The sequence below is a fragment of the Micromonospora sp. NPDC050397 genome, from assembly GCF_044901685.1.
In the GTDB taxonomy this organism is placed as follows: Bacteria; Actinomycetota; Actinomycetes; order Mycobacteriales; family Micromonosporaceae; genus Micromonospora_G.
Map to the genome: position 1 here is coordinate 20,259 of NZ_JBJDPS010000003.1, position 24,628 is coordinate 44,886.

The 24,628-nt window shown below is 71.5% G+C and carries 20 protein-coding genes; 6 read left to right on the forward strand and 14 right to left on the reverse strand.

The window, feature by feature from the left end; genetic code table 11:
- Positions 1–90: 90 nt before the first annotated feature.
- A complete protein-coding gene (locus ACI2K4_RS11110) occupies positions 91–3,186 on the forward strand; it encodes a DUF3427 domain-containing protein (RefSeq protein ID WP_404510345.1) in 3,096 nt (1,031 codons plus the stop codon).
- 66 nt (positions 3,187–3,252) lie between these two features.
- Here ACI2K4_RS11110 and ACI2K4_RS11115 read toward each other — a convergent pair whose 3' ends face one another.
- The 4 genes from ACI2K4_RS11115 to ACI2K4_RS11130 form a co-directional block, all read right to left on the reverse strand.
- Positions 3,253–4,206, reverse strand: a complete 954-nt coding sequence (locus ACI2K4_RS11115) for a permease prefix domain 1-containing protein (RefSeq protein ID WP_404510346.1) — start codon at positions 4,204–4,206, stop codon at positions 3,253–3,255.
- Positions 4,203–4,544 (reverse strand): PadR family transcriptional regulator, encoded by a 342-nt coding sequence (locus ACI2K4_RS11120; RefSeq protein ID WP_404510347.1) that lies wholly within the window; start codon positions 4,542–4,544, stop codon positions 4,203–4,205. Before ACI2K4_RS11120 ends, ACI2K4_RS11115 begins: the two co-directional genes overlap by 4 nt.
- 71 nt (positions 4,545–4,615) lie before the next feature.
- Entirely contained in the window at positions 4,616–5,875 is a 1,260-nt protein-coding gene (locus ACI2K4_RS11125) for an MFS transporter (RefSeq protein WP_404510348.1), read from the reverse strand.
- Complete coding sequence (locus ACI2K4_RS11130) at positions 5,782–6,789, reverse strand: DMT family transporter (RefSeq protein ID WP_404510349.1); 1,008 nt, start codon at positions 6,787–6,789, stop codon at positions 5,782–5,784. Before ACI2K4_RS11130 ends, ACI2K4_RS11125 begins: the two co-directional genes overlap by 94 nt.
- A 95-nt stretch (positions 6,790–6,884) precedes the next feature.
- On the opposite strand from ACI2K4_RS11130, the gene ACI2K4_RS11135 reads away from it, so the two are divergent.
- Complete coding sequence (locus ACI2K4_RS11135; protein ID WP_404510350.1) at positions 6,885–7,787, forward strand: LysR family transcriptional regulator; 903 nt, start codon at positions 6,885–6,887, stop codon at positions 7,785–7,787.
- A gap of 70 nt (positions 7,788–7,857) precedes the next feature.
- Here ACI2K4_RS11135 and ACI2K4_RS11140 read toward each other — a convergent pair whose 3' ends face one another.
- From ACI2K4_RS11140 to ACI2K4_RS11150, 3 genes are all read right to left on the reverse strand, one after another.
- Complete coding sequence (locus tag ACI2K4_RS11140; protein WP_404510351.1) at positions 7,858–8,616, reverse strand: MerR family transcriptional regulator; 759 nt, start codon at positions 8,614–8,616, stop codon at positions 7,858–7,860.
- Between the two features lie 107 nt (positions 8,617–8,723).
- Positions 8,724–10,199 carry a hypothetical protein gene (locus ACI2K4_RS11145; protein ID WP_404510352.1) on the reverse strand — a complete coding sequence of 492 codons (1,476 nt, stop codon included), beginning with the start codon at positions 10,197–10,199 and terminating at the stop codon, positions 8,724–8,726.
- The gene (locus ACI2K4_RS11150; RefSeq protein ID WP_404510353.1) at positions 10,196–11,404 is read right to left on the reverse strand and encodes a hypothetical protein; all 1,209 of its coding nucleotides are present in this window, start codon (positions 11,402–11,404) and stop codon (positions 10,196–10,198) included. The genes ACI2K4_RS11145 and ACI2K4_RS11150 overlap by 4 nt, the downstream gene beginning before the upstream one ends.
- 135 nt (positions 11,405–11,539) lie before the next feature.
- Here ACI2K4_RS11150 and ACI2K4_RS11155 point away from each other — a divergent pair, with 135 nt between their 5' ends.
- The gene (locus ACI2K4_RS11155; RefSeq protein WP_404510354.1) at positions 11,540–12,238 is read left to right on the forward strand and encodes a DUF4232 domain-containing protein; all 699 of its coding nucleotides are present in this window, start codon (positions 11,540–11,542) and stop codon (positions 12,236–12,238) included.
- Positions 12,239–12,295: 57 nt separating this feature from the next.
- Here ACI2K4_RS11155 and ACI2K4_RS11160 read toward each other — a convergent pair whose 3' ends face one another.
- Genes ACI2K4_RS11160 through ACI2K4_RS11170 form a run of 3 tightly spaced genes read right to left on the reverse strand, consistent with a single transcriptional unit; the run spans position 12,296 to position 14,634 of the window.
- Positions 12,296–12,775, reverse strand: a complete 480-nt coding sequence (locus tag ACI2K4_RS11160; RefSeq protein WP_404510355.1) for a cupin domain-containing protein — start codon at positions 12,773–12,775, stop codon at positions 12,296–12,298.
- Between the two features lie 44 nt (positions 12,776–12,819).
- Positions 12,820–13,827, reverse strand: a complete 1,008-nt coding sequence (locus tag ACI2K4_RS11165) for a hypothetical protein (protein WP_404510356.1) — start codon at positions 13,825–13,827, stop codon at positions 12,820–12,822.
- A gap of 18 nt (positions 13,828–13,845) precedes the next feature.
- A complete protein-coding gene (locus ACI2K4_RS11170; protein WP_404510357.1) occupies positions 13,846–14,634 on the reverse strand; it encodes a hypothetical protein in 789 nt (262 codons plus the stop codon).
- Positions 14,635–14,975: 341 nt separating this feature from the next.
- Between ACI2K4_RS11170 and ACI2K4_RS11175 the strand changes: the two genes are divergently transcribed.
- Entirely contained in the window at positions 14,976–15,731 is a 756-nt protein-coding gene (locus ACI2K4_RS11175) for an SAM-dependent methyltransferase (RefSeq protein WP_404510358.1), read from the forward strand.
- Between the two features lie 411 nt (positions 15,732–16,142).
- Here the strand turns inward: ACI2K4_RS11175 and ACI2K4_RS11180 are convergent, their stop codons facing one another.
- Both ACI2K4_RS11180 and ACI2K4_RS11185 read right to left on the reverse strand, forming a co-directional pair.
- Positions 16,143–18,707: a TCP-1/cpn60 chaperonin family protein gene (locus ACI2K4_RS11180; protein ID WP_404510359.1), complete on the reverse strand. Its 2,565-nt coding sequence runs from the start codon at positions 18,705–18,707 to the stop codon at positions 16,143–16,145.
- Positions 18,697–19,416 carry a hypothetical protein gene (locus ACI2K4_RS11185; protein WP_404510360.1) on the reverse strand — a complete coding sequence of 240 codons (720 nt, stop codon included), beginning with the start codon at positions 19,414–19,416 and terminating at the stop codon, positions 18,697–18,699. The genes ACI2K4_RS11180 and ACI2K4_RS11185 overlap by 11 nt, the downstream gene beginning before the upstream one ends.
- Positions 19,417–19,733: 317 nt before the next feature.
- Between ACI2K4_RS11185 and ACI2K4_RS11190 the strand changes: the two genes are divergently transcribed.
- Positions 19,734–20,528 carry an RICIN domain-containing protein gene (locus ACI2K4_RS11190; protein WP_404510361.1) on the forward strand — a complete coding sequence of 265 codons (795 nt, stop codon included), beginning with the start codon at positions 19,734–19,736 and terminating at the stop codon, positions 20,526–20,528.
- Between the two features lie 41 nt (positions 20,529–20,569).
- On the opposite strand, the gene ACI2K4_RS11195 is transcribed toward ACI2K4_RS11190, so the two are convergent.
- Positions 20,570–21,892: an MFS transporter gene (locus ACI2K4_RS11195; protein WP_404510362.1), complete on the reverse strand. Its 1,323-nt coding sequence runs from the start codon at positions 21,890–21,892 to the stop codon at positions 20,570–20,572.
- Between the two features lie 52 nt (positions 21,893–21,944).
- Here ACI2K4_RS11195 and ACI2K4_RS11200 point away from each other — a divergent pair, with 52 nt between their 5' ends.
- Positions 21,945–22,943 (forward strand): GlxA family transcriptional regulator, encoded by a 999-nt coding sequence (locus ACI2K4_RS11200; protein WP_404510363.1) that lies wholly within the window; start codon positions 21,945–21,947, stop codon positions 22,941–22,943.
- 90 nt (positions 22,944–23,033) lie between these two features.
- Here ACI2K4_RS11200 and ACI2K4_RS11205 read toward each other — a convergent pair whose 3' ends face one another.
- Positions 23,034–24,614, reverse strand: coding sequence for a PQQ-dependent sugar dehydrogenase (locus tag ACI2K4_RS11205; protein WP_404510364.1), 1,581 nt, complete (start codon positions 24,612–24,614; stop codon positions 23,034–23,036).
- Positions 24,615–24,628: the final 14 nt, after the last annotated feature.

The following is a 24,628-nucleotide window of genomic DNA, read 5'->3' on the forward strand; positions in this document are numbered from 1 at the left end:
CACCTCGCATCGTCTGTCTTGGGCGGTCGAGAGCGGCGACGCGCAGCAGCCGGGACAGCGGGTGGGCGTACGGGTGGTTAGGTTGCTTGGATGAATAAGCTGGGGCGGGGGATTTACGAGCACCTGATCACGTACGGGGTGGCTGGTCAGCTTGACGGGGTTGCGGCTGAGCTGGTGGAACGTACGGATCTTGATCCGGTGGACGCGCACGAGGTGTTGAGTCGGCATATTGCCGGGCTGACCGCTCGGGCGCTGCGGGCGGTTGGTGGCTCGGATCGGGAGAGTCTGGCTCGGCAGGTCGCGATGGCGAACCAGATCGCCGAGACGATCGCGGCGATCGAGCCTCGGGCGGTCGACGGCACCGACCGGGTGACCGACGTACACAAGCTGCTCACCGCCATCGCGGACCCGCCCGTCCCGCCGGCAAAGCCAAGTTTCCCCGTACGCCCGCGCACTCCACTCTCCAGCGGCGCGCTGCTGGTCAACGGGCGCCATCAGCCGCGCATCGGGCACGAGGTGGCGACCGAGATGGCGTCGGCCGACCAGGTCGACCTGCTCTGCGCGTTCATCAAGTGGTACGGGCTGCGCCTGGTCGAGCGCCCCCTCCGGGAGTTGATCGATCGTGGTGGTCGGGTCCGGGTCATCACCACCACCTACCTCGGTGCGACCGACCAACGGGCGCTGGACCGGCTGGTCGAGTTGGGTGCCGAGGTGAAGGTTTCCTACGAGACCAGGACCACCCGCCTCCACGCGAAGGCGTGGCTGTTCCGGCGGAACAACGGGACCAGCACCGCGTACGTCGGGTCTTCGAATCTCTCGAAGGCCGCGCTGGTCGACGGCCTGGAGTGGAACATCCGGGTCTCCAACATCGAACAGCCCTCGGTGATCGACACCTTCGAGGCGACCTTCACCGATTATTGGAGCGACCCGGCGTTCGAGGCGTATCACCCGGCCGAGGACGGCGACCGCCTACGCCGCGCGCTGCGCAACGAGCGCAGCGACGGCAGCACAGCCACCGAGTCCGACGTCGAGATCACGAATATCGACGTCCGGGCGTACGGATACCAGCGCGAGATCCTGGCCGACCTCGCCGCCGAGCGGCTGGTCCACGGCCGGCACCGCAACCTGGTGGTGATGGCGACCGGCACCGGCAAGACCATCGTGGCCGCGCTCGACTATCGCGAGCTGCGCCAGCGTGGCACGGTCGAGTCGCTGCTGTTCGTGGCGCACCAGGAACAGATTCTGCGGCAGAGCCGGTCGGTCTTCCGGCACGTGCTGCGCGACGGCAGCTTCGGTGAGGTGCTGGTCGGCGGCGAGCGGCCGACCCAGTGGCGACACGTCTTCGCCTCGATCCAGTCGCTGAGCCGGCTGGATCTCGACCCGACCCGCTACGACATGGTGATCGTGGACGAGTTCCACCATGCCGAGGCGCCAACGTACGCCAGGTTGCTGGAGCGGGTGCGGCCTCGCGTGTTGCTCGGGTTGACCGCGACGCCCGACCGGGCCGACGGCGGCGACGTACGCCGCTGGTTCGACGGACGCACGGCCGTTGAGCTGCACCTGTGGGAGGCGTTGGAGCGGCAGTTGCTGGCTCCGTTCCAGTATTTCGGGCTGCACGACGATGTTGACCTGTCGACGCTGGCCTGGAAACGCGGTCAGGGTTATGAGACCGCCGACCTGGACCGGGTTTTCACCGGCAACGATGCCCGCGCCCGCACGATCCTGCAAGCCGTACGCGACAAGGTCGATCTGGGCCGCATGCGGGCGCTCGGCTTCTGCGTCAGCATCGGGCACGCGGAATTCATGGCGGACTGGTTCACCAGGGCTGGTGTGCCCGCTCGGGCGGTGACCTCGCGGGTCGATGCCGCCGGTCGCCGCACGCTGATCGACGCCTTCAAAGCCCGAGAGGTACGCGTCCTCTTCACCGTCGACCTGTTCAACGAGGGTGTCGACCTGCCGATGGTCGACACGATCCTGATGCTCCGGCCGACCGAGAGTGCCACCATTTTCCTCCAGCAGCTCGGCCGTGGGCTGCGCCTGGACGACAACAAAGCGTGCCTGACCGTGCTCGACTTCATCGGTGGGCAGCACGCCAATTTTCGCTTCGACCTGCGCTGGCGTGCCCTGACCGGGATCAGTCGCCGGGCGGTCGAAGTCGCCGTACGCGAGGATTTTCCGACCCTGCCGAGCGGCTGCCACATCGAGCTCGACCGGGTGGCGAAGGAGATCGTGCTCGGCAACCTGCGCAACGCCCTGCCCAGCTCGACGAAGAACCTGACCGCGGAGTTGCGTCAGCTCGGTGACGTCAGCCTGGCCGAGTATCTGCACGAGACCGGGCTGGAGGTCGAGGACCTCTACCGGCGTAAGAGTTTGGGCGGCTGGGCCGGGTTGCGCCGGCTCGCCGGGTTGGAGACCGCCGCGCCCGGCCCGGACGACCGGGTGCTCGGGCCGGCGATCGGCCGGATGCTGCACCTGGACGATCCGGACCGGCTCGGTCTGCTCCGGCAGATCGCCGACGGCGAGACCCCCGCCCCCGGGCGGCTGGCCGACCTGATGCACCTCGGCCTCTGGGGGCCGAAGGTGGCGGCGTCGGAGCGGGAGCAGCGGTTGGCCCGGCTCTGGTCGCAGCACCCGGACCGACGGGCCGAGTTGGGGCAGCTCCACGACGTGCTGCGGGAGCGGATGCACCGGGTGGTCGGGCCACCCGCGTCGGCGGGTGTGCCGCTGCGGGTGCACGCTCGCTACAGCCGCAACGAGGTGTTGGCGGCGTTTGGCGTACCGGACCCGGCGTCGATGCGGGAGGGGGTGAAGTGGGTGGAGGCGGAGCAGGCCGACATCTTCTTTGTCACCCTGCTCAAGTCGGAGCGGCACTACTCCCCCACCACCATGTACGCCGACCGGGCCATCACCCCGGAGCTGTTCCAGTGGGAGTCACAGAGCACCACCTCGTCGGCGTCCCCGACCGGTCAGCGCTACGTCAACCACGCCAAGCGCGGATCGAGCGTGCACCTGTTCGTACGCGAGACCAAGGAACGCGACGGCGACCTGGGCGTACCGCCCTACCTGTACGCGGGCCCGATGACGTACGAGTCCCACACCGGCGATCGTCCGATGCGTTTCGTCTGGCGCCTGGAACGGGACCTGCCACCGGACGTTTTCCACGCTGCCCGGGTCATAGCGGCCTGACCAGTGCACAAAAACGCCACCCCCGCCACGTTCGGTACGTGACGGGGGTGGCGCTTGGTCGTACGGTCAGACGATGGTGCTGCGGCGGGTCTTGGCCGCGCTGTCGACGAGGTCCCAGATCATGATGGCGGCCATCCCGATGACGATGCCGCCAGCGAGGGTGGTCAGGTTGTCGCCCTGGGAGAACCAGTCGAAGTGGTCGACCAGGGCCGGGCTGAACAGTCGGTGTTCGAACAGCAGCCAGGCCACCGGCACCGTGAACGCCAGGGCGAGCAGGACCTTGACCCCGTAGAGCGGCCAGGTCCAGCGCCCGACGCGGTACTTGACGAACTCGAAGACTCCGCTGGCGGCCAGGACCGCGATGATGACCGGGAGCCAGGAGGTCCAGAGCGCCGGGTCGATGATCGGGATGTTGGTGCCGTCTGCGCTCTCGACCCACGACTGGAAGTGCTGGAGCACCAGGTAGCCGATGGTGAGGGCGAGCATGACCACTGAGGCGACGGTGTCGCTGAGGCTGATCTGGCGCTTGACCGGCACGTCGGGGAGCTGGTCGATGTTCCATCCGGGCAGGTCGAGTGTGGTGTTGGTGCGGTCGAGGATGGCGAAGACCAGGGTGGTCCAGAAGCCGATCTGGACGACCGTCTGGAGCGTGGCCCAGATGGCGGTGCCGATCGCACTGCCAACCGATCCTCCCTCGGCCGCGGTGACCACCGCGACCACGGTGCCGACGATCGCCGGTACGAAGCTGAGCAGCAGCCGCAACAGCCGTTCCCACATCAGGTAGTAGGCGGGGCCGATAAGCTGTAACCGGCGGTCGGCGTAGCGGGCGGCGAGCAGTGACGGGTTGCCGAGTTCGGTGAGGACTTCCCGTTCGGCGGAGGTGGGGTCCTGCCCGTTGCCGGCCCGGTCCTCGATCATGTCTTCGATCGAGCCGCGCAGTTCGGCGGCGATCTCGTCGCGTCGTTGGGCCGGGACCGACTGGAGGGTCGCGGCGAGGTAGCGGTCGGTGAGGGTGTTCATCGGTCGACTCCTTCGATCAGCCCGGTCATGGAGGTCTGGATGGCCGTGAGGTCTTCGAGGAGTCGGCTCAGGATCGCCTCACCCTCGTCACTGGTGCGGTAGAACTTGCGCGGCCGGCTCTCGTCGGTGTTCCACTCGCTCGTCAGCAGTCCCTGTTCTTCGAGCCGGCGAAGCAGGGGGTAGAGGGTGTTCGCGTCCACCGGGAAGCCGTGCTCGGTGAGGCGCTGGAGCAGTGCGTATCCGTAGCCGGGCTGTCGCAGCGCGACGAGGCTCGCCGCGACCACCGTGCCCCGCCGCAGCTCCTGGAGGTGCGTCCGCAGGATGTCATCACTTCCCATGCATCACACCATAGTGTGTGCCACACACCATTGTCCAGCACCACATCGTTAGCGCCGGACAGAGCATTGGGTCAGCGCCGAGCCAGCTCGACCGCCCGTTCCTGAACCGGCAGCTCACGACGGGTACGGACCGGGGAGAACCAGACCGGCAGGAACGCGGTCGCCATGAAGGCGGCGCCCACCCAGAGCGTGATCTGCACGCCCGCCAGCTCGCCGACCAGACCCGCCACGGCGGCACCGAGCGCCAGCGCCCCGGTGAGCAGGAACCGGAACGTGGCGTTCATCCGGCCGAGCAGATGGTCCGGCGTCATCCGCTGCCGCAGGCTCACCCCGAGTACGTTGTCCAGCCCGGTCTTGAACAGCGCCAACGCCCAACCTGCGGCGGCCAGCCAGAGCCACGGTCCCCGGTCGAGCAGCGGCACCAGCAACCCGGCCGGCGCCATGCAGATGCCGACCAGGCCGAGCGTGCGGCCGAAGCCGAGCCGGGCGGCGATCGGACCGGCGCAGCGGGCACCGACCAGCAGCCCGGCCCCACCCGCCGCCCAGAACAGGCCGAGCGCGCCGGCCGGCAGGCCGAGGTCGCGTACGAAGAGGATCGGCAGCATGGTGTTGACGATCTGCGAGCCGAGGTTGCCCAGCGCGGCGGTGAGCGCGAGGGCGCGCAGTTCCCGGTTGCCGAGGACGTGCCGCAGTCCGGCCCCGATCTGCGCCCCGAGCCGGACCCGCGACCGTGGTGCCGGCGGCGGAGGCGGCGTACGGCGGATGGCGGTGAGGCGCAGGGCGGAGGCCAGGTAGGCGAGCGACGTACCGGCCACGGCGAGCGGGGCGGTGAGCGACTGGACCAGCGCGCCACCGGCACCCCGCCCGGCGACGTTGCCGGCGGCGATCAGGCTCACCACGGCCGCGTTCGCCTGGACCAGGCCGTCCCGGCCGACGAGTTGCGGCAGCACGCTCTGCGAACCGACGTCGAAGAAGACGGTGGCGCCGCCGGCCAGTAGGACGACCAGGTAGAGCTGCCCGAGGGTGAGCGCGTCCAGCGTCCAGGCCAGCGGTACGGAGGCGAACAGCGCGGCTCGGGCCAGGTCGGCGACGATCAGCACTCGGCGCTGCCGCATTCGGTCCACCCAGGCTCCGGCGGGCAGTCCGATCAGGAGGAAGGCGATGGTGCTGAGGCTGGCCAGGGCGCCGACCTGTGCCGGGCGGGCGTCGAGGGCGACAACCGCGATCAGCGGTACGGCTACGTAGCCGACGCTGCTCCCGAGCTGGCTGAGGACGGTGGCGCCGAAGAGGACGCGGAAGTCGCGGACCCGCCAGGGTGAGTGGGCGTGCACAGAACGTCCGTTCGCTTGTTGGATTGATCGCGGCTCGGTGGATTGGTCCGGCTCAGGGCGACGCCGACGAGCACGATCGCCATGCCGGCGACGATGCGGAGGCTGAGCTGTTCGTCGAGGACGAGCGCGCCGAGCGCCACCGAGACGACCGGGAGCAGGTAACCGACGGTGGCAGCGGTGACCGGGCCCTCGGTGGCGATGAGCCGGGCGTTGAGGTGGAACGTGACTCCCGTACCCAGGGTGCCGAGCACGACGACCGCGACGATCGCGGTCAGGGTGGGTGGCTGCGGCCCGCCGGCCCCGGCCGGCAGGGCGATCGTGGTCAGGCCGGTGGCGGTGAGCAGTTGGGCGGCGGAGAGGGCGAGCGGTCCGGTCGGCCCTCCGGTCAGGTGACGGGCCATGTAGGCGAACGCGACCGCGTAGCTGGCCGCCGCGCCGAGCAGGAGCAGGGCGCCCCAGCTTGTCAACCCGGCCCGGTGCCAGGGGGCGAAGATCAGCAGGGTGCCGCCGAAGCCGAGCCCGAGACCGGTCAGCCGCAGCGGGTGGCGGTGGCGTTCGGTGCCGAGGGCGAGGCCGATCAGCAGGGACCAGAGCGGCGTGGTGGCGTTGAGCACCCCGGCCACTCCGGAGTCGACGGTCTGCTCGCCGACGCTGAACAGGAAGAACGGCAGCGCGTTGCAGAAGAAGGCGGCCACGACCAGGTGCGACCAGGTCCGGCGGTCGCGCGGCAGGCGCTGGCGGGCGGCGTACGCGAGCGCCAGCAGCACCCCCGCGCCGAGCGCGCAGCGGATGACGGTGATCTGGAGCGGGGTGAGCCCGCCACCGAGGGCGACCTTGATCCAGAGGAAGCCGGAACCCCAGAGCAGGGCGAGCACGGTCATCCGTACGAGGGTTCCGCGCGGGCCGCTGAGCACCGTTGCCTCCTGGGGTGTGGACCGGCATCCACCGTGTCCCGGAAGCAGGTGTAAGACAAGCGAAAAGATCCGAAGTGGGCGTTAAGCTGAGCTACATGCTTGACGTACGTCGGATGCAGTTGCTGCGCGCGGTCGTGACCAGCGGTTCGGTCACTGCGGCAGCCCGCGACCTGGGCTACACCCCGTCGGCGGTGAGCCAGCAGATGACGGTGCTGGAGAAGGAGGCCGGGATCGCGCTGCTGGAGCGGACCGGGCGCGGCGTACGCCCGACCGACGCCGGCCGGCTGCTGAACGCGTACGCGGCGGCGATCGGTGAGCAGGTCGCGCAGGCCGAAACCGCGCTCGCCGACCTGCGGGCGGGGCGGACCGGGCGGCTCTCGGTCCGCTACTTCGCCACGGCCGGGGCGAGCCTGGTGGCACCGGCGGTGGCCCTGTTCCGCCGCGCCCACCCCGGCGTACGGGTGGAGCTTCGCCTGAGTGAGCCGGAGGAGTCGCTCCCGGAGTTGAAGCAGGGCGGGGCGGACCTGGCGATCGTGGTCCACCCACCGGACCGGGTGACCGGTGACGGCATCCGCTTCGCGCACCTGCTCGACGACCGGTACGTCGCCGTGCTGCCCCGGGGCCACCGGCTCGCCGCGAAGCGGACGATCGACCTGGCCGACCTCGCCGACGAACCGTGGGTCGGCAGCGAGTGGCCCGGACCGTGCCTCGACGCCGTGCTCGGCGCCTGCGACTCGGCCGGCTTCCGCCCGGACTTCGTGGTGCAGAGCGAGGACTACGCCACCGCCCAGGGCTTTGCCGCCGCCGGGCTCGGCGTCAGCCTGGTGCCGGAGTTGGGACTCGGCAACCGCCACCCGGCCGTCGTCGTACGCAGGGTCCGCAACCCGGTCCCGGTCCGCGTCATCTACGCCGCCGTACGCGAGTCCTCCCCCGCCCAGCCGGCGCTGCAAGCCCTGCTCGACGCGCTACGACAGGTCACGACCGCTTCCAACGGTTGAGGGGTGGTGCTGGTACGCGCGGCGGGTACGGGGCCGGCGGCGCGGTCGCCGCCGGCCCCGTACCCGGTGGTCAAGCGTTGGTGATCGCGTTGGCGTGGATGGCCTGGTTCAGGTAGGCCGCCATGCCGGGTTTGATGTTCTCGTAGTACGCGGTGAACCTGGGATCGGCCAGGTACATGTCGGCCAACCCGGTGTGGGCCTCGTACGGGCACTCGTAGAACCACCGGGTGATGAGCTGGCGGTGCTCCTCGGCCAGCGCCATCGCCTGCGGGCCGTCGGCCGGGGCGCCCGAGTCCATCAGGGCGACAAACCGCTCGCCCCAGTCCGCGTTCTCCGCCTTGTTCCGCAGCCAGTCCTCCTTGCTGTACTGCCCCGCACGCCGGGCCGACTCCCGGTACGCCTCGGTGCCGCCCCAGCGCTGCTCGGCCTCGGCGGCGTGCTCGTCCGGGTCGAAGTCGCCGAAGACCTCGAACCGCTCCTCCGGCGTCAGTTGGATGCCCACTCTCCTCGCCTCCATCGCGAACTCGATCGCGGTCACCATCTCCCGTAGCCGGTCGATCCGGCCGGTCAGCAGCTCGTGCTGCCGGCGCAGGTGCTCGTTCGGGCTGGCCGACGGGTCGTCGACGATCACCGCGATCTCTTCCAGTGGAAACCCCAGCTCCCGGTAGAACAGGATCTGCTGCAACCGTTCCAGGTCGGCGTCGTCGTACCGGCGGTAGCCGGCGGGCGTACGGCCGCTGGGCGAGAGCAGGCCGATCTCGTCATAGTGGTGCAGCGTGCGTACGGTCACACCGGCGAACTGCGCCACCGCCCCTACCGAATACTCCACGGGTTCCCTCCCTTCCGAGAACCAGGCTCGCGCCTTCCGCTACGTGAGGGTCAAGCGGTTAGGAGGGGGCCCTTCCTATACAAAAAGCGATAACAAGGGGCCCTTCCTTACACATCGAGGGGTGGGCCGCCGTGGGTCCAGGGGGTTTCTTCGCGGGTGGGGAAGGTGCCTGGGGGGACGTAGCTGTCCGTTAGGGTGGTGTAGCAGAGGCGTTCGCCGATTTCGGGAACGGTGCCTGGTGGGGCGGTGAGGCCGCGGCCCATGCCGCCGGAGAGTTCGAGCACCACCTCGGTCTTTGAGCCGTCGGTGGTCGGGGTGACAAAGACGACCTTCGCCTTCTGGGTCGGGCGGGCCGGCGAGGAGAGCGCGGTGCCCGGCTGGACCAGCACCGGGTCGGTGGTGACCAGCATGATCCGGGGCCGCAGCACCGGGCGTTTGCCGGTGTCGTCGACCCGGTTCGGGTCGGCCAGGGTCACCTCGCCGACAAACGCCTCACCGGTCAACCGGTGGTCGGCCATCACCAGCGGATCGTCGTACGCGCGCTGGACGGCGTACGAGCTGAGGGCCCGTTCCAGCCGGTGCAACCGCTGCGCGGCGGCGACCGCCCCGTCGCGTCGGGCCTGCGGCTGGCCACCCTCGTCGAGGTGACGGGCGTAGTCGGTGAACGCGTCCCGGTCGGCGTCCCACCGGCCGGTGACCCTGGCCCCGGGAGGCAACCGGTGCAGCAGCGACAGTCCCCGCCACATCAGCCGCCAGGTCGGTTCCACCTGCCCGCGCAGCGCCCGCGTCATGGTCGCGTACGCCCGCTGCCGGGCCGGCTCGTCGTCGGCCGCGACCGCCGCCTGGTACGCCGCCATCAGCGGGGTGAGTACGTCGTTGTCGAACTCCGGATCGGTGGCCGGTCCGGCCGGTGGCCAGATCGACGGGTCCTCGGCCTCGGCGGCGGCCACCGCGCCGGTGACCCCCGGCGGCGGGTCGATCCAGCCGAGTTGGGCGGCCAGGCTCAGGTCCTCGATCCCGCTCTGCCCGGTCGCCCAGTGCAGCCCGAGCGCGTCGGTCATCGCCACCAGCAGGGACGAGCCGGGGTGCTCGGACCGTTCGGCGAGGAAGGTCAGCCAGCGCCCGACCAGCGGCACCGACGCGTCGACCGGGTAGTCCCCGTCGGTACGCCGGAACCGGGTGTTGCGGCCGAGCAGGCGCAGGAAGGTGATCCCGGCCTGGTTCGGCACCAGCACCTGCGGTGCATCGACGTAGCGGTAGCGCACGTCCCGGCCCCGGTCGATCGGCACCGACTCGGAAACGCCCCGGTGACCGTCCAGATAGGGCAGCAGCACGGTGCCGAACGCGGTGACGAAGTCGAGGCGCTGGTCCCGGTTACGGGGCTGCGGCACCACCAGCAGGCGTCCCCGCTCCGGCGCGGTGCCGACCAGCACCGCCAGCGGGGCGTTCGCCTCGCCGGCCATGGTGAGCGGCACCAGCACCAGTGGCCGCCGGGCGAGGTGCAGGTGCCGTACGGTCGCGATCGGCTGGGCCACCCCGGCGGCGAGCGCCTGGGCGCGGGCCAGGGCGGTGAGCGTACTCATGCCAGGGCCTCGGCGCGCAGGCGCGCGGCGGCGCGGAGCAGCGCGGCGGCCTCCGCCTGCCCCTCGGCGGGAGCGAGTTCACCGCTGGCGAGCGCGAGCACGGTCGGCACCCGCTCGACCCCGCCCAGCTCCTCCCGGACCGACCGGCCCAGGCTGCCGGTGTGGCCGCGCGCCTCGTGCCGGCAGTAGAACGCCAGCTCGCAACTGGCCAGACACTCCGGCGCGTACCGCGCCTCGACCACCTCCAGCGCGGTGGTCAGCGCGGCCGGCGGCCGGGTCGGCCGACCGCTCCGGTCGGGGGCCAGGTCGAAGGTGAGATCGGCCGGCAACGCGGCCACCAGCTCTTCGACCCGAGCCATCCGGCGCAACTGCCGGCGCAGGGTCGACAACTGCTTGCGTACGTCGACCAGGGCGGCCACCGGTTCGTTGGTGAAGTCACGCGGGCAGACCAGCAGTACGTCGTGCGAGACGATCTGCGGGTCGAGTCCCGCCTCGGTCAGCAGTTGCCGCATCGCGAGCACGTAGACCGCCGCCTGGACCGCGGCGGCCGAGACCTTGCTCGGGTCGGCCTGCCCGTCGATCACCGGGAACGACTTGATCTCGACCACGTGGAACCGGCCGTCGACCCGGAACGCGATCAGGTCCGGTTCGAGGTAGACCGGTTGTCCGGCGACCTCCAGCCGGAGCAGCGGATGATCGAAGATCAGCGCGTCACCGGCCGCCGGCTCCCCGGCCGCCTCGGCGAGCAGCCGTCGGGAGCGTTCGTACCGCTGCTCGTTGCTCTCGGCGGGGCCGCCGTCCTCGTGCTCGTCGTCGACGGCGGTGGCCGTACGCTCGGCCGGGCCGTCGCCGTCGAGGTCGGTGAAGGCCGCGTACGGGATCGGCAGGGCGAGCCGTTCGCGGAGCAGCCGGAGCAGTTCGACCCCGCCGTCCGCCTTGACCTGCGCCTCGAACGCGTTGCCCCGGGTGATGGCGAAGCGGGACTGGCCGAACCGGGCCGGGAAGCCGATGTGTTCGGCCAGGCGGGGCTTGTCGACCCCGGCCGCGTCCAGCACCGCCCGGCGGTGACAGCCGGGGTTGCCGGTGAGCGCGGCGATCGTCCGGGCGTTGTGGCGGCGGGGCGCGACGGCACCGCGCAGCCGCTCCAACCAGCGCTCGACCCCGGTCACCCGCTCGGCCCCGGCGATTTCGGTGGAATCCGGCATCGCAGCAGCGTACAAGTTCACCGCACGGCGTCCGGTGGGACGCTTCGGTCGACACGTTCACACTTCTTCCACGGCGGCGACACAACCCGACCCTCGGGTTGGCGCACCGGTCGGCCGATGGCGGAGGATCGCCGGGTGAAGACGTCGTACCCCGAGCGGCGCCGGCCGCCGACCCACCGGCTCGGACTCCTGGTCGCGGCCGCCGCGACGATCGTCGTCGGGACCGGCTGCACCGGCCCGGTGCCCGGCCGGCCGATCGTCCTGCCGGAGAACCGGCCGGCGGCCACCGGGATGCCCGGTTCCGGTCCCACGGACACGGCGGCGACCGGGGCGGTCGGCGCGCAGGGCGCGCCGACGGGACCGGGGACGACAGCGGGGCCGGGGACGACAGCGGGACCGGGGACCGGGACCGGGCCGGCGGGTACGGGTCGCTGCCCGGCGCCGGGGGTGTTGCTCACCGCCACCGAGACAAACGCGGCGATGGGGCTGCGGGCGATGGCGGTCGTGTTGTTCAACTGTGGCACCGAACCCTTCCCGTTGAACGGTTACCCGGTGGTCCGGGTGTTGGACGCGGAACGGAACCCGCTGCCCGTGACGATCGAGATCGGCTCCCGGACCGGGGAGGACCCCGGTCCGAGGGAGATCAAGGTGAATCCCGGTGGGACCGCCCACGCCCAACTGCGCTGGCGCAACACCGTCACCTTCGGCGACCCGACCCAGGGCGAGTACCTGGAGGTCGCGCCGGCCGCCGAGCAGCCCTCGCAGACCGTGCCGACGAGCGTCGACATGGGCACCACCGGCCGGCTGGAGGTGTACGCCTGGACCACCTCCTGACCCGTCGTCAGGCCGTCTCGGACGAGGCGGTGACCGGCCGTCGTGGGGCCGGTGGCGTCAGCGCCAGTGGTTGTCGTGGCGGAGGAAGAACTCGTCGCGTTCCTCCTGGCTCGCCCCGGCCATCCCGGGCAAATCCTCGAAGTAGCTCTCCCGGGGCGCACCGGGCGAGAAGTGCAGCAGCATCGAGGCCGGCGCACCCGACTCGTTGCGGAACCCGTGCAGCCCGCCCGCCGGTACGTGCACCCAGTCCCCCGGGGCGGTGTCGATCCAGCGGGTGCCGTCGTAGATGCGGATCGACCCGGCGAGGACAAAGAACGACTCGGAGATCGAGCGGTGGAAGTGCGGCCCCGGTCCGCTCGGTTCCGGCCCCATCTCCCAGCGGTAGAGGCCGAACTGGCCGAAGGTCCCCGCGCCGGTGGCAAGGTAGTGCACGGTGTTGCCGTTGGCGTAGGTCAGGTCCGGCTCCTGGTCGGCCGGACGGTAGCGGGCGCTGACCTCGCCGTCGGCGCCGTCGTAGACCGGCTCCGGGTAACTCATGCTGATTCTCCTCGCTGGTGGGACCTGGGACGGTAGCAACGGGGTCAGACGAGATTGCGGTACCGCCACATCTCGGCGGCGACGAGCGGCGCGAGGTAGAGCCAGCCGGTCGCCCCGTCCGGGCCCGGACCGTGGTGCGCCACGATGTCGCCGACCCGCCGCCCGGTCAGCGGCAGCCAGCGGGCGAGGTCGTGCTCGTAGACGCTGTGGCACTCCTGCCGCCGACGGTCGATCTCGGAGCTGCGCAGCGACGACCGGACCGTGGCGACCAGCACCCAGCAGGACGCCTCGCCGCTCCAGCCGAGCCAACTGATCCCGATCGGGCCGTAGTCCGAGCGGCGCAGCCCCAGTTCCTCGCGCAACCCGCGTTCGGCCAGCCGGAAGAAGTCCTCCTCGGCGCCCGGCTCGTCGCCGTACTTCATCGACTCGTTGATGCCGACCGTCCACTGGCCGGGAAACGTACGTACGGCGAGCGAGCGGCGCAGCGCCAGGAAGGTCCCCTCGGTGCTGATCACGGAGACCGCCATGCTCACCATGGTCGGCGGCACCGCCTCGGCGAACCCGACAACACCGGCGCGCATCGACGTGTCGAGCCGCTCCGCCAGCACCGGGTCGGTCGCCACCAGCTCCTTTGCCGCCAGGCACTCGGCGTACCGGCTCTCGGCGATGGTGACGGTGAGGTAGCGCGCCTGCGGGTGCTCACCGTTGTCGACCTCGATGTGCGCGACATAGCCGGTGGCGCCCCGGTCACCGCCGCGTTCGAAGGTCTCCACCTGCCGGTCCCAGCTCGGACCGGAGAGCAGGTGTTCCCGGTCGAGCCGCCCGGCGAACGACGTACGCAGGGTCGCCGGGGTGAGCGGCCGATCCTTCGACCAGGTGACGAACGGCGTGAGCGTCTGCGCCCGGGGGTCGTGCTCGCGTACGGCACGCGGCAGGGACCGCCGGTCCAGCATGGCCGGAAGCCGTACGGTGCCGTGCTTGACCATGTCGTAGACCAGGTTGGTGAGCACCCCGAGCAGGATCGCCCCGGCCGTTGCCAGCACCCATCCCATCGGCCGCCTCCAGGGGGGTCAGACGCTTGTGGTCGTCGTCTTGTTGACGGCGTGCCGGTCGATCAACGCGCGGTTCGGCGTGGCGAGCCGGGCCTGGTCCGGATCGAGGAAGTCGATCAGGGCGATCAGCTCGTGCTGCATTCGTACCAGGCGCATGTTGCCGTCGTAGTCGGCGTTGGCGATCACGTCCACATCGGCCCGGAGCCGGGTGAACCAGGACGCGAACCGGGAGTCGGTGTCGAGCCGTTCACAGAACTCGGCGTAGCCCATCGACTCGTAGCGGCTCCCGGTGCCATCCTCGTCGCGTACCAGCAGCAACTCGCCGATGGCCCGTTGTTGGCCGCGGAAGAGGCGCAACTGGGCCGGGGTGTCCAGCGCGGCGGCGATGTAGGTGATCCGGTCGAGGAATCCGAAGAAACGCTTGTTCCGCTCGACGTCGCCGAGATCGAGGAACTGCTGGTCCCGACGGATGATCTCGACCCAGCAGAGGTACTCCGCCAGCACGTACACGGTGTAGTCGCGGGTGTAGCGCTCGTCGTCCGGGTCGCCGCAGTGCAGAAAATCGGTGAGAAACCCCGGCCGTACGGCGTTGAACAGCCGACCCTGGAGCGCGTGCGCGGACCAGAGCAGGGGTTCGCGATAGCGGCTGAGCAGTTGTTCGGCCAACTCGGCCTTGGTCTGCCGGTGCCGTTCCTCCTCCAACCGGTACTGCAGAACCGTCACCCGACGCGCCGAGATCGTGGTGAACAGGACGCTGAGAAGCGAGACGACCGCCGATCCGATCGCGATGAACACCTCTGGTTGCACGGCGGACAGCCTGCCCGACCGGAGGCGTCGTGTCGACCCGGTCCCGGCGGTTATCGGATCACGGTCGTGAACTTTCCCACCACCGGGCGGGGGCCGGCGCGGTCGGGCTTCCGGACGAATCGAGGGCGGTCTAGTCTGTGCGATTCACGCCTGCCCCGCGAAGCCGTTCGACGCACTCGTCGTACCCAATCTGAGCTGCGGAAACGGTTCCGACGGCGGACCGGCGCGGCGGCCGGGCCGCCGACCGCCCGGCCCGGCGTGACGACCATTGCCGGGCCGATCTGATCTTCGTCCGAAAGATGGGGCTCGACACGATCCGGAAAACGGGTAATCCTGGCCCGATGTCGCTTTGGTTGCACGAGCTGTCGGAGGCGGAGCACCGCATCCTCAACCCGTTCACCCACGAGAAGCTGATGCTTCTCGGGGCGGCCAGCCGTGTCGGTCCACAGACCAAAGTCCTCGATCTCGCCTGCGGCAAGGGCGAGTTGCTCTGCCGCTGGGCACAGGGATACGGCGTCCGCGGGCATGGTGTGGACATCAGCGAGGTGTTCCTGACCGCCGCGAGCAAGCGCGCCGCTGAACTGGGTGTCAGTGACCGGATCAGCTTCCAGTACGGCGACGCCGCCGAGTACCGGGCCGAGCCGAGTGGCTACGACGTGGTCTCCTGCCTCGGCGCCACCTGGATCGGCGGTGGCCTGGCCGGCACCATCGAGCTGATGCGTCGGGCCGTCCGCCCGAACGGGCTGCTGCTGGTGGGCGAGCCGTACTGGATCGACCCGCCGCCGCCCGGCGCGTACGCGGCGTACGGGTTCGGGGTGGACGACTTCACCTCGCTCGGCGGCACCCTGGACCGGTTCGAGGCGGCCGGCACCGACCTGGTCGAGGTGGTGCTCGCCGACGCGGACAGTTGGGACCGTTACGTCGCCCAGCAGTGGTGGACGCTGACCGAGTGGCTGCGCGCCTACCCGCACGACCCCCGGGCCCCACAGGTACGCGAATTCCGGGACCTGTCCCGCCGCTGGCATCTCGAGTACGGCCGACGCTACTTCGGCTGGGGCGTCTTTGTGCTCCGGCCGAACCTCGCGACGATCCGCTAGCCCGCGGATCGACCGGGTCGGGGCGGTCCGGGCCACCCCGACCACCACGCACTCCACAGTGGTCGGTCACTCTTCGTGTTCGGAGTGGTGGGACAACAGACAAACCGGAAACGCGCATCGGACATGACGCGCCTCTTCTCTGCCGCTCGGGCTGACCGTGATCCACAGTCATTGGCGGAATAGTTGTCCCGGTGAGTGCAATTTGCGGCGCGCGGCACCACCGACGGTGTCGTGTGACCCGGACACTCCCTCGAACCTGCTGCACGTCGGCACCACGTCGCAGCACGGGCGGTGGCCGGCGTCGGGCGACCGACGCCGGCCACCGCAGCACCCGTACGGCACAGCCGCCGCGTCGTACGGCCCCGGACCGGCCGGACTCGCTCCGTTCGGCCCCGGACCGTCCGGCGCCGGTCAGCCGAGCATGAGGTAGCGGGTGACCACGCCGGCCGCGGCGGTCACCGCCTCGCGTACGGTGGCCGCGGCGTCGACGATGCCGGCGTCCCGGGCCACCACGTAACGCCCGCCCGCCACGTCGAAGGTGACCCCGGGACCCCGGTACCACAGGTCCTCCGGCACCCCGGTCGGGTCTCGCCCGGCATTGCGCAGCAGTTCCTCGAAGGGCGCCGGCAACGCGTCGACGACCAGGGCGTAGCCGAGCGCCTCGTCGTCGCCCCGCTGCCGGGGCACCGGCACGGTGGACCGATCGGCGAGCCGGCGGTGTACGCCGAGCAGCGCCGCCCCGCCACCGGCCACCAACCCCCACTCGACCGCCACCTTGGCGTTGCGGACCGCGTGGTCGACCTGGCGGCGACGGAGCCGCTGCTGCTCGGCGCTCACCTCGCCGACCTTGATCACCGCGACCCCGCCGGCGGCCCGTGCCGTTCGGTCCGACGGGTCGGGCGTGGCGAGGACAACCGCCTCGCCCCGGGTGGTGACCACCCGCCGGGCCCGGCCCAGCGACCGCGTCGTGGCGCCGTCGAGACCCGCGCCGGGCCTGCTGTCGAGCACCGTCGCACCGGTCAGCGCGGCGAGGTCCGCCAACACCTCCGCCCGCTGCTCGGCGGGCCAGGGCAGGGTGACCGCGACCGGGGCGTGCCCCCGAGCCTTCGCCTGGACCAACGCCCCCAACGCCGCGTCCCGGATCTCGTGCGCGAAGACCGCCAGCGGCCGACCCTCCCGCTCCACCGCCGTGAGCAACGGCAGCAGTTCCTCCGCGCCCAGGATCCGGTCGTTCACGATCAGGACGTACGGCTCGTCGAGCACCGCCTCGCCCTCCTCGGCGTCGGTGACGAAGGCCGGCGAGACGTGCCCCGCTCGCAGGCTCATCCCCTCGGTAAGCTCCAGCTCCAGCCCGAACAGGTTGCTCGCCTCGACCCGGATCACCCCGTCCCGGCCGACCCGGTCGACCGCCTCGGCAACCAGGTCGCCGACAAGTTCGTCACCGGCGGCGATGGTGGCGAGCGCACGCAACTCCGCCCGGGTGCGTACGGGCACCGCCAGGCCGGCGAGTTCCACCGCCACGTCCCCGACGGCGGCGGAGATCCCCCGGCGCAGCCCCACCGGGTTGGCGCCGGCCCGCAACGCGGCGGAGGCGGCGTCGAGCATGGACTGGGCGAGCACCACCCCGGTGGTGGCACCGTCGCCGACCCGGTGCCGGATGCCCTCGACCAGCTCACGCAGGTAACCGGTGCCGAGCCCGTCCCGGGTGTCACCGACGTCGGGCGGCCCGTCCGCTCGGGTCGAACGCCCGGCGGTCAGCAGCCGGACGATGCCGGCGGCGTCCGCCACCTCGTGCAGTCCCCCGCGCTCGTCCTCCACCAGCATCCGCCGGCCGAACGGCCCGTACGTGCGCCGGATCAGGTCGGCGCCGGCCCGGAAGCCGCGCGCCACAATCGCCTGGTGCTGGTTGTACGAGGTCACCGGGGAGCGGGACCCGGCACCCAGACCGCCAGCCGAGCCGATCCTGTCCGCGCCGATCCCGCCCGGAGCGATCCCGCCCGGCACCATCCCGTCCGTGCCGATCCCCTCCGTGCCGGAGACGACACCGTTCACGCCTGGGGCGGCGCCGTCCACGCCGGACGCGATGCCGTCCGCGATCCGGGCGACCGGACCCGGGTCGACCATGCTCCCGTCGACCGGAGCCGGGCCGATCGGATCCAGCTCGTCGGGGGCGCGGGCGAGCGCGGTCGTGCCGGTGGCGGTGAGGCTGGCGGCACGCGGCGACCCGGGCGGGACGGTGGCGAGGTAGATGTGCGGTTCGGCGTTGTAGGCGCTGTACTTCGGCTGCTGCTCGGGCCGGCGGCGTACCACACCGTCGTGCACGAACCGGAACAGCTCGTCCACCCCGACCAGGCCGTCACCGTCGAGGTCGGCCGCGCCGGTGACCAGCCCCTCGATCAGTACGTCGGTGAAGATCGAGCCCCGGGGTGCCGAGGCGACCAGTTCGCCGGACTCGAACGCGTACTCGTAGCTGTCGCAGGCGCTGAGCACGACGTACCCCCGGCCGACCTGGAGGTCGAGTGCACCCTGCGGGGCGCTCTTGAACCCCTCGGCGAAGGCCCCGGCGAAGCAGCAGTCGAGGATCAGCACCCGGGCCGCCGCCCGGCACGCCTCGAACTGCTCGTTCACGAAGGACCGGGAGATGGCGGTGCTCGCCGGCCGGGTCCGTACGGTGTCGGAGGCGGCGAAGTAGAGCCGGTGGTAGGGGTCGACGATGCCGTGGCAGGAGAAGTAGAGCAGCACCAGGTCGCCGTCGAGCCTGTCGGTCAGCAGGTCCTCGATCGCGGCGCGTACCTCACGCTCCGGTGCGTCCCGCAGGGTGCGCACGGTGAAGTTGCCGATCGCCGGGTCGGCGAGCACGGCGGCGAGACGCCGTACGTCCTGCTGCGGTGCCCGCAGCCGGTCCAGCGAGGGGTCGGCGTACTCGCCGGTCGCGACCAGCAGGGCGTACCGGCCTGCCGGTGACCTAGTCGACACCGGAGCCGACACCCCGCCGGGCGTTGGCCGGCTCAGGTGCCACAACCGGCTCGCATGCCACGCTCGACTCGACTGCCATGCCCGGCTCGGCTGACACACCGGCCTCGACTGCCATGCCCGGCTCCGCCCCGGCCAGCCGGCCCGGCGGGGCCACCTGATCGGGCGAGGTCACCTGATCGGGCGAGGCCACCTGATCGGGCACGGCCACCTGATCGGGCACGGCCACCTGATCGGGCACGGCCACCTGATCGGGCACGGCCACCTGATCGGGCACGGCCACCTGATCGGGCACGATCGGGTCGGATCCGACCGAGTCGACCGGGTGGGTCGGATCGGGTTCGGTCGGGTCGGGGCCGGCGAGCCAACGGGCGACCGCCCGTTCGGTACGGTCCGACGGGTCGACGACGGTCAGCGTACGAGTGCCGTCCCGCAGGACGATCCGGCGTGCGGCGCCTCGGCGTACGAAGGAGATCACGATCCGGGTGAGCGCGGCGAGGGTGGTCGCCGAGAAGGCGCCGGTGATGGCGAGTTCGGCGAGCGAGACGGCCTCACCGCTCTTCCGGCCCGCGCCTGCCGCCGCTTCCGCGCGTCCGGTGCCGCTGCCGGTGGCCGGATCGGGGGCCCGGCCGACCGTTAGACCGGTTCCGTCCAGCAACTCCCGCATCAGCGCTGTCGCGGCCTCGGCGTCGGCCCGATCGCTGTTCGCCATAGGGCCGCTGACCTGCAAAGACAGTTCTCGACCCGACGACATGTTCCACATACAGTAATTATCTCGTAACTATGCGTGATCCGATAGGGGGGCGGGACTTGCCGTTCGCCCAAGATCGAGCTAGCGGCACCGGAGCCGGCCAGCACGACGGCCAACACGAGGGACATCCAGGTCGTCGCCCGAGCGTCCGGAGGTGCCGGTGGTGGACACGGACGCGCCGGCCGGTGCGGGTCCGGTCCCAGCGGGCACAAGGAAATGCCCGGTCGGATTCCGGGGCCGGATGGTCACGGACCACGCGTTTGGGTCACTATCGCTGCATGCCCACTGCTGACGAGCACCAGCGGCCGCCGGCCGGCACCGTCTACGGCTCTCCGGACCCCGGCCCCGGTGCCGCCGGACCGTCGGGCGGCACCGTGTACGGCGCCACCACCGCCGGGACCGCGACTCGCCGGTCGAGCCGGGACCGGCTGCTGACCGTGTCGTACGTCGTCGGCGGCGCTGGCGTACTCCTCGGTCTGGTGCTGGCCACCGGCGTCCTGGTCGGCGGCGGCGACGGCGGTGACCAGGCGGCGGGGCTGCCCGCTCCGGTCTCGGTCAGCGGCGACCCGTCGGCGGAGCCCGGCGCGGGCGCCGACGGCGGCACCGGCTCGGTGCCGCCGCCCAGCCCCACCGAGCCGCCCAGCCCCACCCCGCCGGCGATCCCGGCATGGACGTTCCGCTCGGTCGCGTCCTCGTTCTGCCTCGCCCTGAGCGACGGCGGAGCCGAGGTACGTCAGGTCGTCTGCGCCGCCTCGCCGAACCAGCAGTGGCGACCGACGCCGGTGGTCGGCGACCAGATCAGCCTGGTGAACGTGGCCACCGGCCAGTGCCTGGAGGTGGCCGACGCCAACCGCGACGACGGCGCCCGACTCCGCCCGGCGGTCTGCGACGGCAGCCTGGAACAGCAGTGGCGGACCCCCGGATCGGGCAACGGGCAGACCCCACTGATCAACATCAACAGCGGACGCTGCCTGGACGTGCCGACCCAGACACTCGACCAGCCCGACACCGGGCTCCAGCAGTGGGGGTGCCACGGCCGGAGCAACCAGCAGTGGACCGGGCAGCCGGGCTGACCCCGGCTGCCCGGCACCCACCCGGATCCGTCGGTCCGGGGTCAGCCGTCGCTGGGGCGCAGACGCCAGGCGCGCGGGGCCGTCGCCACCGCCGGCTCCGGTTCGACCGGCACCGGCTCGGGCTCACGGCGCTTGAGCATCAGCGACAGCACGGCCGCACCGATCGCCAGCGCGCCGGCCACGTACCAGGCCAGGGTGTACTCGCCGAGGCGGTCCCGGACGAAGCCCGCGCCGGTGGCCGCGATCGCCGCACCGATCTGGTGCGAGGCGAAGACCCAGCCGAAGACCACCGGCCCCCGGTCGCCGAAGTACTCCCGGCACAGGGCCACCGTCGGCGGCACCGTGGCCACCCAGTCGAGCCCGTAGAAGACGATGAACACCAGCATGGTCGGGCCGGTGGTGTCGGCGAACAGGCTCGGCAGCACCAGCAGTGAGAGCCCGCGCAGCCCGTAGTAGGCGGCGAGCAGCACCCGGCTGTCCACGCGGTCGGTCAGCCAACCGGACGCGATGGTGCCGACGATGTCGAAGAGGCCGACCAGGGCGAGCAGCCCCGCCGCCGTGGTCTCGGCCACCCCGTGGTCGTGCGCGGCCGGGATGAAGTGCGTGCCGACCAGGCCGTTCGTGGTCGCGCCGCAGATCGCGAAACCGCCCGCGAGCAGCCAGAACGCGCGACTACGTACACCCGTGCGCAGCCCGGACAGGGCCCGCGAGGCGGCACCCGGTCCGCCGGCCGCCGGCTGGGGCCGGACCACCTCGGTGCCGCCGTACAGCGGCAGGCCGAGGTCCGCCGGATGCTCCCGCAGGAAGAAGACCACCAGCGGTACGACCAGCAGCGCCGCCGCCGCGACCACCAGCGCGGCCACCTTCCAGTTGTACGACTGGACCAGGTTGGCGAGCACCGGCAGGAAGACGAGCTGACCGGCGGCACCGCCTGCGGTCAGCACCCCGGTCACCAGTCCCCGGCGCTTGACGAACCAGCGGCCGGTGACGGTGGCCACGAAGGCGAGCGCCATCGACCCGGTGCCGAGCCCCACCAGCACGCCCCAACAGGCGATGAGCTGCCAGCTCGCGGTCATGAACACGGTCAGTCCGCTGCCGGCGGCGACCAGCAGCAGGGCTCCGGTGACCACCCGGCGGATGCCGAACCGTTCCATCAGCGCGGCGGCGAACGGCGCGGTGAGGCCGTAGAGGAGCAGGTTGACCGACACCGCCGCCGAGATCGTCGCCAACGGCCAGCCGAACTCCGCGTGCAGCGGGTGTAGCAGAACCGACGGGGTCGCCCGGAACCCGGCCGCGCCGACCAGCGCCACGAAGGCGACGGCCGCGACGACCCAGGCGGGGTGGAACAGGCGCGAAGATTTCACGACCGAAGTCTCGATCACACCGGGTGGCCCGACGAGTGGCCGGAGAGCCATCATGCGCAAGAATTGGGCCATGCCACCGCCCCAGCACCGGATCGCCGTACTCGCTCTCGACCATGTCGTCGGTCTCGACCTCGGGACCCCGTCACAGGTCTTCGGCACCGCCCGCGACGGCGACGGCAATTTGCTCTACTCGATCGACGTCTGCACCCCCGGCGGCCGACCGGTACGCAGCGCCGCCGGCTACCAGGTGGTCCCCGACCACGGGCTGGAGCTGCTGGAACGGGCGGACACCATCGTCCTGCCCGGAATCCACGACGGTCCGGCACTGACCGAGGGCACGCTCGACCCGGAGGTGCACCGGGCGTTGAACGCCGCCTACGACCGTGGTGCCCGGATCATGTCGATCTGTACCGGCGCCTTCGCGCTCGCCGCCGCCGGGCTGCTCGACGGCCGCCCGGCGACCACCCACTGGGCGTACGCGAGCCGGTTCCGCCGCTGGCACCCTCGGGTCCAGCTCAACCCCGAGGTGCTCTTTGTCGACGACGGCCGAGTGCTCACCTCGGCCGGGGTGGCCGCCGGCATCGACCTCTGCCTGCACGTGATCCGCACCGACCACGGCAGCGCGGTGGCGAACCGCTCCGCCCGCCGCTGTGTCGTCCCGCCGTGGCGCGACGGTGGCCAGGCGCAGTTCATCGAGCGCCCGGTCCCCCGGGTCTCCGACGCCAGCACCGCCGGAACCCGGCAGTGGGCGCAGGAGCGGCTGCACGAGGCGCTGACCCTGCGCCAGCTCGCCGGCCACGCCAGCATGAGCGTACGGACCTTCACCCGACGGTTCCGCGCGGAAACCGGCCTCAGCCCGGCGCGCTGGCTGCTCCAGCAGCGCACCGACCACGCCCGACTGCTCCTGGAGACGACCGACCTGGCGGTGGACCAGGTGGCCCAGCAGTCCGGCTTCGGTACGGCCTCCGCCCTGCGCCAGCAACTGCACCAGAGCATCGGCGTCTCCCCGACCGCCTACCGCCGTACCTTCCGGCACGCGATCCTCGACTGAACCCGCGATCCTCGGCTGAACCCGACGCGGCGGGACAGCCGCTCCGCCGAAGTCCCGGGGCTGCCCCGGAAGGGCCGCCCCGGGAAGCGGTCAGGCGCAGGGGACGCCGTTGAGGGTGAAGGCGGTCGGTGACGCGTTCGTGCCGCTGCTGCTGCCCAGGAAACCGAAGGTCACCGAGGCGCCCGGAGCGATCACGCCGTTCCAGTTGGCGTTGCGGGCGGTCACCGTACCGTCCTGCTGGCTGCCGCTGGAGTTCCAGAACGTACCGGCCCGCTGGGTGCCGGCGAAGGACCAGATCAACGTCCAGCCGTCGATCGGCTCGGTGCCGGTGTTGGTCACGGTCACGCTGGCGGTGAACCCGGTCCCCCACTGGGAGTCCACCCGATAGTCGACCGCGCAGGCCAGCGCCGGGGGCAGGGCGGCGAAGGAGACCCGGTGCAGTTGACCGGGCAGGTCGTTGGCCAGGTAGATCTCGCCGGCCGCGTCGACCCCGAGGGTGGTCGGCTGGATGGTCAACTCGCCGAGCGCCCGGGTGGCGTACGCCCCGCCGTCCGGCCGGATCGCGAACGCCGTACCGGAGCAGTAGTCGGTGGCCACGTACGTGCCGGTGGCGATGTCGGCGTACTGCCGGCCCTGGTAGACGTGCCCGCCGATGATGGCGCAGCCGTCGACCGAGGTCCGGTAGGTGAAGACCGGTTCGACGAAGCTCGCCCCGGCCGGGCAGCGGGCCGGGTTGAAGACCTGGGTACCCTCCCGGCAGGACCAGCCGAGGTTCGCTCCGGCCCGGCCGGCGGGCAGGTGGTCGACCTCCTCGAAGGTGCCCTGTCCCACGTCGGCGATCCAGAGTGACCCGTCGGCCGGGTCGAAGGAGAATCGCCACGGGTTGCGCAGCCCGTACGCCCAGATCTCCGGCCGGGTGTTGGCCACCCCGACGAACGGGTTGCCGGCCGGCACGCAGTACGCCAGCGGCGCGCAGGCCCGCCCCACGTCCAGCCGGAGGATCTTGCCCAGCAGGGTGTTCAGGTTCTGCCCGGTGTTGAGTACGTCGTCCGCGCCCCCGCCGTCGCCGAGACTCCAGTAGAGAAAGCCGTCCGGGCCGAAGGCGAGCTGCCCGCCGTTGTGGTTGCCGAACTCGGCGTGCGGCTGGGTGAGCAGGATCTGTTCCCGAGTGGCCGGCACCGGGCTCTGGTTGGCGGTGTCGAGGGTGAACCGGGACAGGGTGAGGGTGCCGTCGGGCAGGCTGGTGTACGCGACGTAGAGCGCCCGGCTGGTGGCGAAGTTGGGCGAGGTGACGATGCCGAGCAGGCCACGTTCGTTGCCGGAGACCGAGACCCGGTCGCTGATGTCGAGCAGTGGCGTGGCGGCGAGGCCGGTGTCGGGGTGGTAGACGCGTACGGTGCCGGGTTTCTCCGTGATCAGCAGCCGGCCGCTGCCGTCGTCCGGTGCGAAGATCGCGGTCGGCCGTTGCAGGCCCGAGGCGACCTGGGTGGTGCCGACAGTGAGCCGGTCGAGCGGCACGGCCGCCGCGTCGACGGTGGCCGGCGCGACCGCCGCCGTCCCGGTCCGGGCGTCGTCGCGGGCGGCGGCGGGTGCCCCGACCAGGGCCAGGGGCAGGAGTACGGCGATGGCCCCGACCGCACCGAGCCGACCAAAGGATTGACGTCGCAACATATTCACTCCCATCA